Here is a 13,182-nt window from a genome sequence, read left to right as displayed (position 1 = left end):
GTTCTGCCCCCAGAACCATGATCGTCGAGGCCGTGCCGATGGTCGGCCGTAAGGAAACCCGCCCAGGCCGCTGTTGAAGTCCCAGGGCATCAAGTGTGCTCCCCGCGCACGCGGGGACGGCCCGCCCCGGCCCTCGGGCCGGGGCCTCATTCCGCCGGAGGGCTCCACGGTGCCTGGACCTGTTCGACGGGAAGTCCGCGGCGGGCCAGGAGCGCCCGGCCGGGGGGCAGCCTGCGCGGGGCCACCCCGTTGGCGAGGCGTCCTTCCATGCGGTCGCCGGAGAACAGCAGGGCCGGAACGGCCATGTCGCTGAGGGTCTGGAGCAGCGGCTCGTACATCGCCCGCGACGCGCCGCCGGTGCGGCGGGCCACGATCAGGTGCAGGCCCAGGTCCCGCCCCTGCGGGAGGAAGTCCACGAGCGGCGCCAGCGGGCTGCCGGAGCGGTTGTTGACCAGGTCCAGGTCGTCGACGACCACGAAGACCTCCAACCCCTGCCACCAACTGCGCTCCCGCAACTGCCGGGGGGTGACGTCCGGCCCCGGCAGCCGCTTCTTGAGCGAGTTCGCCAGGTCGGCCGCGGCGGCCTGGGTGTGCTGCGGCCCGGTGCAGTAGGCCAGCAGGTGCTTCTCCCCCACCAGGCCCAGGTGGGCGCGCCGGTAGTCGACCAGCACGATCCCCACCTGCTCGGGGGGACGCGACGCGAGCTGCCGCAGCAGGGCGCGCAGCAGCGTGCTCTTCCCGGTCTGCGGGTCGCCGTAGACCAGCAGGTGCGGCTCGTCGCGGAGCGACAGCGTCACCGGCGCGAGGTCGCGCTCCCCCAGCCCCAGCACCAGGTCGGTGCCCCGGTGGCCGCGCAGCAGCTCGTCCAGGCCGATCCGGTCGGGCAGGGTGCGGACCGTCGGGACCCGCTGGCTCGGCCAGCGCTCGGCGATCCGCCGCACCAGGTCCCGGATGCCCTCGCCGCTGAGGTCGTCGGCCTCGGCCCGCCCGTCCAGGCGGGGCAGCGCGATCTGCGCCATGGTCCCGTCGGCCAGCAGCGCCCGCCCCGGCACGTCCTTGGGCAGCTCCTCGGCCTTCTTCCGGCCGATCTGGGAGTCGAACGGGTCGCTGAGCCGGAACTCCAGCCGCCCGCCGAACAGCGCCTGGAGCTTGGCGCGGACCTGCGAGCTCGCCGCCCCCGTCAGCACGGTGTGCACCCCCAGGGAGGGGCCGCGCGAGGCGATGTCGACGACGGCGTCGTCGGCGTCCTCCAGGTTCTCCCGCACCGCCGCCCAGCCGTCGACGAGCAGGAACACGTCGGCGAAGACGCTGCTGGGCACCGTGCCCTCGGCGCGCGCCCGGCGCAGCGCCGCCGGCGAGTCCAGCCGGAACCGGCGGAAGATCCGCTCGCGTTCGTCGAGCAGGCGGCGCACGTCCGCCAGGACCCGCCGCACCCGCTCCGGGTCGGAGCGTCCGGCGATGCCCGCCACGTGCGGCAGGTCCTCCAGCGCGGCCAGCGAGCCGCCGCCGAAGTCGATGCCGTAGATCGCGATCCGCCCGGGCGGGTACCGCCACGCCAGGCTCGCGACCAGGGTGCGCAGCAGGGTGGACTTGCCGGACTGGGGGCCGCCCAGCACGACGAGGTTGCCCTCCCCGCCGGTGAAGTCCAGGACGGTGGGCTCCTGGCGCTGCTCGCGCGGGGTGTCGGTGAGGCCGATCACCGCCTTCGCCTCGGCGGGGTCGGGCTCGACCGGGCCGCCGGCGCCTTCGGGGGCGGTGTCGCGGGCCAGCAGCGCGTCCAGCGGCAGGGCGGACGGCAGCGGCGGCAGCCACACCGGCCGCACCCGCGGCGCCCCCGCGGCCCGCAGCCGCTCCACCGCCACCTGGAGGGTGCTGCGCGTCTCCTCGCCGGACTGCCTGCGCTCCCCGAGGCGTGCCGTCACCGCCTCGACGATCGAGTCGGCCGCGTCGAGGGTGTGCAGGCCGTTGTAGGAGAGCAGCGGGACCACCGACTCGGCTTCCGGTTCGTCGTCGCCGGGCGGCTGGTAGGGCTGGGAGACCATCGCGGCCTTGAAGCGTTCGAACACGGAGGTGTCGACCTTCAGGTACCCCGATCCCGGGTCGGGCGGCAGGTGGTAGGCGTCGGCGACCCCGATGGCCTCGCGGCTCTCGGCCTCGGAGAAGGTGCGCAGCCCGATCCGGTAGGACAGGTGCGACTCCAGGCCCTTGATCCTGCCGGACTCCAGGCGCTGGGTGGCCAGCAGCAGGTGCACCCCGATGGAGCGGCCGATGCGCCCGATGGCGATGAACAGCTCCGCGAAGTCGGGGTGGGCGGTGAGCAGCTCGGAGAACTCGTCGATGATGACGAGCAGGTGCGGCAGCGGGGGCAGGTCGGTGCGCCCGGAGTCGCGCAGCGCCTCGTAGGCGTGGACGTTCGGCAGGTTGCCGTGCTCCTTGAGGACCTGCTGGCGGCGGGTCAGCTCCCCGAACATCGCCTCCCGGAACCGCGCCACCAGCGTGTCGTCGTCGGCCAGATTGGTGACCAGCCCGGCCGTGTGCGGCAGCGGGTCGAGGTCGGCGAACGTCGCACCGCCCTTGAAGTCCACCAGCAGCAGGGCGAGCTGTTCGGGCGGGTGGTTGATCGCCAGGGACGTCACCAGGGTGCGCAGCATCTCCGACTTGCCCGAACCGGTCGCGCCGACGACGAGCCCGTGCGGTCCCATGCCGCCGAACGCCGACTCCTTCAGGTCGAGCAGCACGGGGGCGCCGTTGGGGCCCACGCCGATGGGGACGCGCAGGAAGTCGCTCTGGCTGCGCCGCCGCCACGTCCGCGCGGGGTCGAGGCGGGCCACGTCGGGCACGCCCAGGATCTCGGCGAGGCCGACCGTGGAGTGCAGTGCGGCGTCGGCCTCGTCGGCGGAGAGCCGGAACGGCGCCAGGGTGCGGGCGAGCGTGGTCAGTCGGGCGACCCCGGACCGGTCGGCGGTGCCCGCCAGCGGCACGTGCCCGGTCTCCGGGGAGGGGCCGACGTCCTCGCGCAGGGAGCCGTCGGCGTCGACGAGCAGCCGCAGGTCCACCGACTCGGGCTCCTCGCGCCGGTCCCCGACCAGCACGACGAGGTGGATGCCCAGGTCGGCCAGGGAGGGCACGGGGGGTTCGGCGGCCAGCCCGGACAGTGTCGACTGGTATTCGCCGTCGACGACGATGACGAGGCGGTCGCTGCCGGGGCCGGGAGGGCGGCCGTGGCGCCGCTGCCACTCGACGGTGCGCCGCTCGATCTCGGAGGCGAACAGTTCGGCGAACTCCACGGTGTTGTGGGCGACCAGCCGGGCGGGCAGCGGGCCGTCGGTGAGGTTCTCGGCCGCGTTGTGCGGCAGCCACTTGACCCAGTCCCACTCGGCGAGCAGCCGGGGGTGGCGGACCACGCCCAGGCGCACGTCCTCGGGCGCGGAGAAGGCGATGAGCTGGGCGACGAGGGAGCGCGCGAGGGAGCGTCCCACGGCGCGGTCCCCGACGATCGACACCACGCCCAGCTCCCGCAGGGGCAGGACCAGCGGCTCCTCGGGGACCTCGGCGTAGAGTCCCACGAGCTGTTCGGCGATGCCCCGGCAGACGGGGTCGTAGACGACGAGCGGGTTGGAGTCGTCCACGCGCAGGCTCAACGGCCGGGCCAGTGGGCGCACGCCCTCGCCGACCCGCAGGTGCAGGAAGTCCGGGTCGGCGGCGCGCCGCTCCCACCGGCGGGCGGGCAGCCGGACCAGGTCGGTGAGGTAGGCGGGCGCGGGGTGGCGGAACGCGCTGGCGCGGCGCTGCGTGGCGGCCACGTCCCGGATGGTCTCGCGGAGCTGGTCGAGGTAGTCGAGGTAGCGTTCGCGCTGCTCGCGGATGCGGCGGCGGGGACCGTTCTGCTGGGCGACGAACATGACGACCCCCACCGCGACGCTGGCCAGCATGATCATCAGTCCGGCGGCGGCGTACAGGGGCCGGTTGCCCAGGGTGATCGTCATGAGCAGCGATCCCGACCCGGTGATGATCGGCATGACGATCATCGCCGTGGAGCTGGTCGCCGGGGGGTTCTCCGGCAGTTGCGGCGGGGCGGCGATGACCAGGGGGCCCTCACCGGGATCGGGAACCGGGTGCCGCGCGGGGCGCTGCACCGGCGTCGTCGTCACAGAGAAGCCCTTTCGGTACTGGGGGAGTAGAGCACTGCTGTTGCTACGGTGATGATTCCGTTCGGTGTGCGCAAAGCGCAATTCTTTGCGTAGTCGCTGACGGAACGGACCAATCAGTCGTTGTCTTGACGATAGGTGGCGAATTCGTCGTGAGCGGATACTGCCGGGTGACGGTCGCGGGACCCGCGCGGTGGGCCGATCTCGCCCTGCCCAGCGGGGTCCCGGTGGCGGCCCTGTTGCCGCAGGTGCTCCGCGTGTGCTCTCCCGAAACGGAGGGGACGGAACCCGCCGGGTGGGTGCTGACCACGGTTGACGGCGAGGTCGTGGCCCCGGAGGGGACCCTTGCCGCGGCCGGTGTGCTCGACGGCGACGTGCTGCTGCTCCGCCGCGACGTGCGCCGGGTCCGGCCCGCGCACATCGACGACGTGCGCGGCGCGGTCGAGGACCGGGTGGACGAGACCGCGCGCATCTGGCGCTCCCGAACGACATTCACTTTCGGGGTGCTGCTGGCCGCAATCGGCCCCCTTCTGGTCTTGACAGTCATGCTTTTCGTCCACCCGTCGAGATTGAATCTTCTGGTCGCACCGGCGGGAATGGTGTTCTCACTCGTCGGAATGTGGGTGGCGTGCCGCCGTTCGATGTGGGTGTCCGCGCACTTCCTTCTGGTCGCGGCGGCGATCTGGGGGGCGTTGAGCACGGCGCTGCCGGTGCCGGTGGTCGCAGAGGACCCCGCGCCGGCCGTGGTGGCGGCGTTCGCCTGCGTGGGACTGCTGGTCGCGGCCGTGTGGGGGTGGCGGATCCACCCGCTGGCGCTGCCGTACCTGTCGGGGCTGGCGCTGGTCACGGTCGCGGTCGGCGCGGCGTGCGCGGTGAGCCTGTTCGTCGACGTCGCCCAGGCGGTCCGGGTCCTGGCGCTGCTGCTGGCGGTGTGCGTGGGCGTGCTGCCGCGGATCGCGCTCGCCCTGGGCGGACTGTCGAACCTGGACTACGAGGTCCGCCAGTCGGGGGCGGCCCCGGCCGAACGGTTCGAGGAGAGCCTGCGCGACAGCGACCTGCTGCTGCTCGGCACGGTCGTCGGCGCCGCGGTCGCGGCCACCGCCACCGTCCCGCTGCTCGTGTCCACCGGCAGACTGCCCGACCTGGTGCTGGCCGCGCTGGTCGGCCTGCTGCTCATCATGCGGTCGCGGTTCTTCGACCGGGTCGCCCACGTGCTGCCGCTGCGCCTGGGCGGGGTGGTGGCGCTGGCGGTGGTCGGCGTCACCGCGGCGGTGGACCGGCTGCCGGTGCTGCTGCCCTGGGTGCCGGGCATCGCCCTGGTGGTCGGGGTGACGGTCGCCGCGATCAGTTGGGTCGACCTGCCGGACGTGCCCCGCGCCAGCCTGCGCCGCCTCCTCAACGGCGTGGAGGTCGCGGTGGTGATGGCCCTGTGCGTGGCCCTGGCCTGGTCGATGGGCCTGTTCCGCCTGGTGGCGGCGGTGGCGGGGTGAGCGAGTCGACAGCCGCGGCCTTGTGGGTGGTGTTCGGTTCGGGTGCGGTGCCGGTTTCCCGCCGTTGAGAGGAGGTTTGGGTGGTGTCTGGTGGTCGGCGTTCGCGGTGGGTGCTGCCGTTGGCGGGGGCGGCTGCCGTGGCGGTGGCGGTGGCGGGAACGGTGGTGTGGCTGGGCAGGGGGACCGAGCACACCACGGCTGGGCCGCTCGGTGAGGAGCTGGTGGTGCCGGGGTCGGTGAGCGGGGTGGGGTGGACCTGGCAGCCTCCGGAGGGCTCCCGGTTCTACCGGCTCTATCGGGGTGTGGCCGGGGTGGTGGCGGCCCTGGACGACGGGGTGGTCGCCGTGCACGGGGGGACGGGTGAGGAGTTGTGGCGGTTCCGGCGTCCCGGTGGTGTGGTGGCTTCGGGGGTGACGCCGGACGGGGAGGCCGTGGTGGTGGCCTTCCGTGAGGAGCGTCCCTGGAGGGCCGGGGGCAGGATGCTGGTGCTGGACGCGGCCACCGGCGAGATCCGCCACGACCACGAGTTCCCCCTGAGCGGAGAAGGCGGGGCGGGCCGTCCCGCAGAAGAGCTGGCCGCGTTGCCGGAGGTGCGGTTGTTGACCTCTGCGGTGCGGGTGCAGCCTGACAGCACGGACCTGGTGGGCTATGCCCTGGAGAGCAACGAGGAGGTGTGGCGGTTCTCCGTTCCGTCGGGGTGTACTCATGGTCCGGCCACGAGCGCGGGGGACGGGTGGGGGGCGTTGTTCCATCCCGATCTGGTGGTGGTGCCGCTGGTGTGCGTGCCCGGCGTGGACGACGTCGGCGAGATCGGGCCCGGCACGGACCCGGACACCTCGTCTCTGGTGGTGGCTTTGGACGCCGGGACAGGGCGGGAGGTCTGGCGGTACGAGAACACCGAGGACGCCGGGGACACCTCCCCGGATCTTCGGGCCTCGGTGGACGGAACCGTCCTCACCATCGCCGAGCAGTTCACGGAGGACACGGAGTACCCGCTGTCCGGGGACGGCAGGATCCTCGACCTCGCCACGGGCGAGGTCCTGGTCGCGTCCGTGCGGGAGGTCGCGGACGGAAGGGACGTCTTCCAGGTCGACGGCACGGCGCGGACGCTGACCTACGCCGGCGTCCTGGGGGAGGGGGAGGACGCCACGGTCGAGTACGGCCGGCTCTCCTTCGACGGCGAGGTGCTGGCCTCGGCCGTGCTGCCCGAGGGCGTTGCCGGAAGGGGCCGGGGCTACTACGGGCCGATCAGGAACAACTTCGACCACCGGACCACGGCGGCGGTCCTGGAGGACGGGATCGTCCTCCTCACCTGCGACCGGAAGTGCCGAGAGGGCGACGCGCGGATCCAGGGCACGGTGCTCCCCTGGGACGGGAGCGGACCCGAGGAGAACGTGCCCCTGACCGACCACCTCGACCCCTGGAAGCCCATCGAGTCGGACGTCCAGCTCCCCGTCCCGGGAGCGGTCGTCGTCTACCAGGCGGACCACGACCCCGAGGCGTTCCTCCCGCGGGCGGACGAGAGCCTCTCCGTCAGCGACACGTTCGTCTTCCCCGACAACCCGGTGACCGTCGTGGGGCTCGTGTGACCCGGCTCGGTTCCCGCACCCGGGTTTCGAGCAGCGTCTGCGCCGACCGCGGCGGTCCGTCCCGGGAGTCCGGGAGGCGCTCGGGAGAGGAGCACACCACCCACGAGGCCGCCGGAACCCCGCGGCGGTGCCCGCCTCGGCCGAGGAGGTCGCCTGGGTGTGGGAGGCGCCCGAAGGCGTCGCCGTCCACGACGTCCACCCCGTGCCCGGCGGCGCTCTGGTCGACGTCGGTGACGGGGTGATCGCACTGGACACGGTCACCGGCGAGGAGCGCTGGCGTTACCGCAGGCCCGGGCGGGTGGCGCGGTTCGGGGTCGCCCCGGACGGGCAGACCGTGGTCCTCTCCTGCTTCACCGCGGAGCGGGGGTTCCAGACCCGGAGGTTCGTTCTCGACGCCCGGAGCGGTCGCCTGCTCGGGGAGTACGACGTCACCGTCGGCGTCTACCAGGACGCCGGGGAGGACGGCCGGGGGGAGCAGGACCTCGGCTCTCTCCACATCCGGGGGGTGGAGACCCTGACGTCGGGGGCGCGGGTCGTCGCGGACGGCGAACGCGGCGCCCTCTCGGCCCGCGACCTGGCGGACAACAGCCTTCTCCGGACGCGGGAGGGCGACCCGCGGTGTGTCGAGCACTCCAGGACGGCGCTCGGCGACCTCCTCTTCCAGGCCGTCACCTGTGCCGATGAACTCGAGACCGACAGTCCGACGGAAAGAACCGAGTACCTGGACTCGGCGGAGGCGGAGACCAGGGTGGTGGCGCTGGACGCACGGACCGGCGAGGAGGTGTGGCGCCGGTCCTGGAGGACCAGGACACCGGGCTGGGAGGAGGTCCGGCGGTACGGGACGTGACCCTCCCCGCCCGTCCTCACCGGTCTTCGTCGGTCCGCATGCCGAAGGGGTTCTGCCGGTTCTCCAGGGACTCGTAGTCGGCCCTGTCGTAGAAGAGCTGGGCGCGGATGTCGTCGTAACGGGTCGCGTAGGGGGAGACGTACTCGTCGGAGAAGTCCCTGCCGTTCATCGGCCTGCCGCCGATCCAGTCGACGTCCTGGGAGTCGATGGCGTTGCGGATCGCCTGCGAGATGACGACGGGCCGCGTGCCGCCCGGGCCGTTCATCAGGCTTCCGTCGGTTCTGACGTGCATCTCCTCGCCGGTTCCGGTGAGAATTCCGGCCTCCCGGAGGATCGACTCGACGCTCTGGCCGTCGACGTCGCGGGCGTTGGTGAAGGGGTCCTTTCCGGCTTCGACCATCCGGCCCAGGATCTCCAGGTCCACACGCTTTTGCACGGTCGCCGGACTGGTGTAGTTGCTCCAGTTCGGGGCTTCGTCGATGTAGTTGTTGTAGGCCTGGTTGACGATTTCCTTGCCCACGTTCTCCACCACCTGTCCGGCCAGGTACGGCAGCCAGTTCGTGGGGAGGAGCGCGGTGGCGTCCTTGGAGGCGCTGAGGAACTTTTCGGCCGTGGCTTTTCTGTTCTCCTGCTCCTGCCCCAGGTCGGCTTCGCGCTCCGCCTGCTCGTTGTTGAACGCCGCGTCGACGAGCCCTTGGAGGGTGGCCGCCCGGGTGCCGTGCGTGATTCCGTTCCCGGTGGCCAGGTGGCCGCCCAGCATCAGTTCCTGGTACGTCCCGGAGATGCTGACCATCCGCACGGCGGAGTCCTCGTTGGCGGCGAGGTACTGGAGGAACCTCAGGCGTTCCGTCACCCCCAGCTTGATCGTTCCGTCTGCGGGGTTGTAGGGGGACTCCCCGTCTTCCAGCCGCCAGTGGAGGTCGATGGTCGAAGACCCGCCGTCCCCGTAGCCCGCCGGGAAGCCGTACTCCAGGGCGAAGCTGCCCACATAGCTTTCGAACACGTCCGCCAGGGCGTCGGCGAGGGCGGGGTTGTACTGGGTGAAGGTCAGGTCCCGGCGGGTGGTGCCGGTGGCCTCGTCGTGGACCGGGACCCCCGTGTCCGTCAGCTCCTGGAACAGCGCGTCGCTGCCGAGCAGGTTGATGAGTCCGGCGGCGGCCTCCCCGGCCATCTGCCGGGCGGCCATGTCCTCGGCGGAGAGGTCGTCGGTGGGCAGGCCGCCCTGGTGGGCCAGCTCGGGGATCCAGGCGATCAGCCCGGCCGCGGGCGTCCTCTCCCCGGGGGCAGGCTCCGGCCAGTCGTAGACGAAGATCCCCTGCACGACCCCCGCCGCGTCGATCTTGTAGTCCTCCTTGTGGGCCTCGTCGTTGCGGTGGTCGGGGTGGTAGAAGCTGTCGGTCAGGATCGCGTGGTTGGCCTCGTTGTTGCGGGTCGAGACGTCGAGCAGGATCTGGGCGTTCCGCTCGAAGAACTCCTTGCCCTCGGGGTGGAGGAACTCGGGGGACGCGTTGGCGCCGACGACCGCGGTCAGCAGGGCCGAGAAGTCCTTTCCGCCCATGAGGTCCCCGTCGGCGTGCTCCAGGATGGACGCCAGCGGTTCGATGTCGGCTCCCCAGCCCTTGGTGGCGTCGCCCCCCTTGGCCCAGGAGCCGGAGCCCAGAGCGGTGCGGATGTCCTCGGGAAGGTTCTCGTAGCCGCCGTGGAGGTCCTCCCTGGAGAGGACGAGGATCCCGTCCGCCAGCGTGCCGAGGACCTGGGCGCGCCCCTCGTCGCTCTCGCCGAGCACGTCCAGGTAGCGCGGGACGTTGAGGATGCCGCCGGAGTGTTCGTCGATGGCGTCGAAGATCGCCTTCAGGGTGTCCTGGTCCGCCCTGTTGACGCCCAGACCGCGCTTCTCGGAGTCCAGGACCTTGGCCGAGAGCATGGTCAGCATCATCATCAGATTGTCGTACTCTTCGCCCCGTCGGCCGGTCTTCCACGCCTCGGAGAGCTTCTGCCCCCACTCGTCCGCCTCGTGCGGGCTGATCTCGGGGGCGTAGCGGACCGGGTCGATGTTGAACAGCGACCAGTTGACGTACCCGGCGTCGATCAGGCTGCGGATGTTCGCGGGGGTGGGACCGTCGGTGAGTTCCCGCCGGCGGTCGTCCGCGTGGTCCATCAACGTGTCCCAGTTGGTCCGGGCCTGGGCGTTGAGCTCGTCGAGCCGGTCCTTGAGCTCGGCGACGATCTGGTCCTTGTCGGCCGAGAAGAGGGAGGAGAACCAGTTGGCGTCGTCCAGGGCGGCGATCCTGGCCTCGGCGTCCTGCTTCTCGTCGCGCCACAGGCCGATGAGCCGGTTGCGCTCCCGCTTGAACTCGTCGATGTCGTCGGCCCAGCGTTCGGTGACCGCGGCGCAGTAGCGCACCGCTCCGGCCGCGTCCCGCCACGCCTGGCGGTCCTCCTCGGAGGCGCCCTCCAGGTTCCAGCCGGTGATCTCGTCGAACTCCTTGGCGCTGTCGTCGAACTGGGCGCTCAGGTCCTCGGAGTTGCCGAGGATGCGGGCGCAGAACATGTCCAGCGAACTCGCCCACCCCCGCACGCTGCCGCCGTCGGCGTCGATGTCGGCGGGGTCGAAGAAGAGGTCGATTCCCATGGCGGCGTGGTGTCCTTCTGCGTGCTGCGTGGTTCTTCAGCGGGGAGGAGCGGTCAGTACGGTCTGCCGGGCGGGCCGTACGACCCGTTGATGTCGCGCGACAGCGACGGCCAGGCGCCCTGGTAGCCGTCGGAGGTGTCCAGGTCGGTGAGGGCGGCCTCGGCCGCGCCGGCCTGGATGTTGTCGGCCAGGGTCAGGCCGTGGTCCTGGACCTTCTTGATGCTGTCGTAGTGGTCGTCGCGGAAACGGGAGTACCCGGCGGCGACGTAGCTGCCGGCCGCGGCACGGACCTCGGTGATCAGGTCGTCGAAGGTGTCGGCCAGTCCGGCCATCGCCTCGGCCATTTCCTCGGCCGTCGCCCCCTTGGCGGCCGCCGCCCCGGGATTGGCTCCTGCCTCGTTGCCCACGTCCGTGCTCCTGTTCCCCGAACCGATGCGGAAAATGCGCGACAAAAAGCCACAGGATACCTGTTACGGTCTGAAACAGCAGACTAGCTGCGGAAACTAGCAAAAAATCCGCTGGTGGGGCCGGGTAGCCACATCCGGCCACTGAATTGACCTTTGTCTCTTACATCACTAGCGTCACGAAAAGCAATGCTGGTGACGTGCGTCCAAGGGACGGAACCAGCCGGGAGGACGCTTCCGCCGCGTGCGACATTCCTGGTCACCGACTCTCTCCGCGGGAGGACCACCATGAACGCTTACGTCGGCCTGACCCAGGCCGATGCCCTCGGATCGGGCGGACAGCAGCTCGGCAACGAGGCGGAGGGGCTGCGCAGCCAGCTCAACAACCTGATCGCCGACATGGAGAACGACGGCCAGTCGCTCCAGGGAAACGCGCTGACGGAGTTCCGCAGGGCCCGCGCCGAGCTGACCCAGCGCTTCGAGGAGCTCATCGCCTGGTGCGCCGCCAACGGCATCAAGCTGGGCAAGGCCCAGATCCAGGTGACCCGGACCGACGACACCTCCGGCGAGGAGTTCTCCGGGGCCGGAAGCGGCCTGAGCGGGCTCGCGCGCCCGATCAACTTCTGAGCGGAGGACCAGTGGGCAACCAGTACGAGGTCTACGGAAACGTCGGCGGACTCCAGGACCTGGCGGCCACCCAGCAGGGGTACCTGGGCCGATTCCAGGGCATCATGCAGCAGATCGACTCCCAGGCCAAGGGCACCGTCAGCAAGTGGGAGGGGTCGGGCAGCCCCGAGTTCCAGGCCAAGGCCGAGGAGTACAACAGCCACTTCTCCGCCGTCAACGACGCCTTCGCCAAGCTCGTCGACGCCACCGACGGCGCGGCCAACAACTACACCAGGCTCGTCAACTACCTGAACGGGCTGTTCTAGAAGCCGTACCGGCCCCCCGCGATGTCCGACACCCCCGGAACCGACACCCCCGCCAGAGGCACCGAGGCGCCCGCGGTCCCCGAGGCGTTCCACGCCACCCCCAACGCCGAGCGCTACGTCCTCCAGGCCGACGCGCTGCGCCGCCAGCAGTTGCGGGCGGCGCTGCTGTACGGGTCGAGCCGCTACTGGCGGCGGCGGCAGCGGGTCTGGCCCGCGGTGGTCGCGGGAGCGATCCTTACGGCGGTGGTGTCCGGCGGCATCGTGGTCGCCGGAGCCTTCGAGAAGCAGCAGGCCATCAACGAGGAGCGGTTCCAGCAGTACGGGCAGCCGAGCGCCTCGGCCTCCCCGGTGGAGCCGTCGCCCTCCTCCTCGCCGACCCCGCAGTGAGAGGGAGCGCAGGTGACGGGCGGCCAGCACGGCGCTGACTGGGTGACGGGATTCCACAGCCTGGAGGAGCTGTACCGGGGACGGACCGCGGTGCTGTACCGCGCGGTGCGCTCCAGCACCGGGGCGCACGCCGTGCTCAAGGTGATGCGCGACGACGAACGGTCGGAACGCGAGATCACCGCCGTGCGCGCGCTGGCGGGGCAGCCCGGCGTCGTGACCCTGCTCGACCTGGGCCGCACCACCACGGGCGAGTGGTTCCTCGCGATGCCCCACTACCCGGAGGGCTCCTACGCCGCGGCCGCCACCCCGCGGGGGCGGCTCACCGTCCGCGAGGTGGCGGCGGTGGGACGCGCGGTCGCGGCCGGGCTGACCTCCGTGCACGCGCGGGGCCTGCTGCACAACGACGTCACCCCCGGCAACATCCTGCGCGCCGGGTCGGGGGCGGTGCTCACCGACTTCGGCTCGGTCGGCCGTGTCGGGGAGCCGCCGGTCCCCGGGGAGCTCCGCTCGGAGACCACGCTGCACGCCCCGCCCGAGGCGCTGCGCGGCGAACCGCTCTCCGTGGCCTCCGACGTCTACCGGCTCGCCTCCACCCTGTGGGCGCTGCTCGCCGGGCGCGCACCGTTCGCCGTGCCGGAGGGCGCCCCCGGCCCCGAGGGCTACCGGGACCGGGTGCTGTCGATGCCCGCCCACCCGGTGCCCGACCCGGACGTGCCCGAGCGGATGCAGCAGGTGCTGCTGCGCGCGCTGGCG

At 71.9% G+C, this 13,182-nt stretch carries 10 protein-coding genes; 7 read left to right on the top strand and 3 right to left on the bottom strand.

The features are described 5' to 3' along the window. Nucleotides 1–146: 146 nt before the first annotated feature. Nucleotides 147–4,028 (bottom strand): type VII secretion protein EccCa, encoded by a 3,882-nt coding sequence (gene eccCa, locus AC529_RS05865; protein WP_068754592.1) that lies wholly within the window; start codon nt 4,026–4,028, stop codon nt 147–149. 272 nt (nt 4,029–4,300) lie between these two features. On the opposite strand from eccCa, the gene eccD reads away from it, so the two are divergent. The 3 genes from eccD (at nt 4,301) to AC529_RS05850 (ending at nt 8,074) form a co-directional block, all read left to right on the top strand. Further along, nucleotides 4,301–5,638 carry a type VII secretion integral membrane protein EccD gene (gene eccD, locus AC529_RS05860; protein WP_068754169.1) on the top strand — a complete coding sequence of 446 codons (1,338 nt, stop codon included), beginning with the start codon at nt 4,301–4,303 and terminating at the stop codon, nt 5,636–5,638. 80 nt (nt 5,639–5,718) lie between these two features. Continuing rightward, nucleotides 5,719–7,227 carry an outer membrane protein assembly factor BamB family protein gene (locus AC529_RS05855; RefSeq protein ID WP_068754167.1) on the top strand — a complete coding sequence of 503 codons (1,509 nt, stop codon included), beginning with the start codon at nt 5,719–5,721 and terminating at the stop codon, nt 7,225–7,227. Between the two features lie 127 nt (nt 7,228–7,354). After that, nucleotides 7,355–8,074: an outer membrane protein assembly factor BamB family protein gene (locus AC529_RS05850; protein ID WP_068754165.1), complete on the top strand. Its 720-nt coding sequence runs from the start codon at nt 7,355–7,357 to the stop codon at nt 8,072–8,074. Nucleotides 8,075–8,090: 16 nt separating this feature from the next. Here AC529_RS05850 and AC529_RS05845 read toward each other — a convergent pair whose 3' ends face one another. Then, entirely contained in the window at nt 8,091–10,706 is a 2,616-nt protein-coding gene (locus tag AC529_RS05845) for a TPR repeat domain-containing protein (RefSeq protein ID WP_068754163.1), read from the bottom strand. Between the two features lie 53 nt (nt 10,707–10,759). Further along, nucleotides 10,760–11,113 (bottom strand): hypothetical protein, encoded by a 354-nt coding sequence (locus AC529_RS05840; protein WP_083947947.1) that lies wholly within the window; start codon nt 11,111–11,113, stop codon nt 10,760–10,762. Between the two features lie 285 nt (nt 11,114–11,398). Between AC529_RS05840 and AC529_RS05835 the strand changes: the two genes are divergently transcribed. The 4 genes from AC529_RS05835 to AC529_RS05820 all read left to right on the top strand — a co-directional run. Next, nucleotides 11,399–11,737, top strand: a complete 339-nt coding sequence (locus AC529_RS05835) for a hypothetical protein (protein WP_068754160.1) — start codon at nt 11,399–11,401, stop codon at nt 11,735–11,737. A gap of 11 nt (nt 11,738–11,748) precedes the next feature. Beyond that, complete coding sequence (locus AC529_RS05830) at nt 11,749–12,042, top strand: WXG100 family type VII secretion target (RefSeq protein WP_068754158.1); 294 nt, start codon at nt 11,749–11,751, stop codon at nt 12,040–12,042. A gap of 21 nt (nt 12,043–12,063) precedes the next feature. Then, nucleotides 12,064–12,429, top strand: a complete 366-nt coding sequence (locus tag AC529_RS05825) for a hypothetical protein (protein WP_157080060.1) — start codon at nt 12,064–12,066, stop codon at nt 12,427–12,429. A gap of 12 nt (nt 12,430–12,441) precedes the next feature. Beyond that, nucleotides 12,442–13,182: protein kinase domain-containing protein (locus AC529_RS05820; RefSeq protein WP_157080094.1), on the top strand; the 741-nt coding region annotated here is incomplete at its 3' end.

The organism is Thermobifida cellulosilytica TB100 (assembly GCF_001517975.1).
Classification (GTDB): Bacteria; Actinomycetota; Actinomycetes; order Streptosporangiales; family Streptosporangiaceae; genus Thermobifida; species Thermobifida cellulosilytica.
Note: the sequence above shows the minus strand (reverse complement) of the source record. Positions and strands in the feature narration are given on the sequence as shown.

Excerpts from the sequence above, each read along its gene's own strand:
- eccCa (WP_068754592.1), bottom strand. The coding sequence starts at position 4,028 with ATGATCGTCATGCCGATCATCACCGGGTCGGGATCGCTGCTCATGACG.
- AC529_RS05845 (WP_068754163.1), bottom strand. The coding sequence starts at position 10,706 with ATGGGAATCGACCTCTTCTTCGACCCCGCCGACATCGACGCCGACGGC.
- AC529_RS05835 (WP_068754160.1), top strand. The coding sequence starts at position 11,399 with ATGAACGCTTACGTCGGCCTGACCCAGGCCGATGCCCTCGGATCGGGC.
- AC529_RS05825 (WP_157080060.1), top strand. The coding sequence starts at position 12,064 with ATGTCCGACACCCCCGGAACCGACACCCCCGCCAGAGGCACCGAGGCG.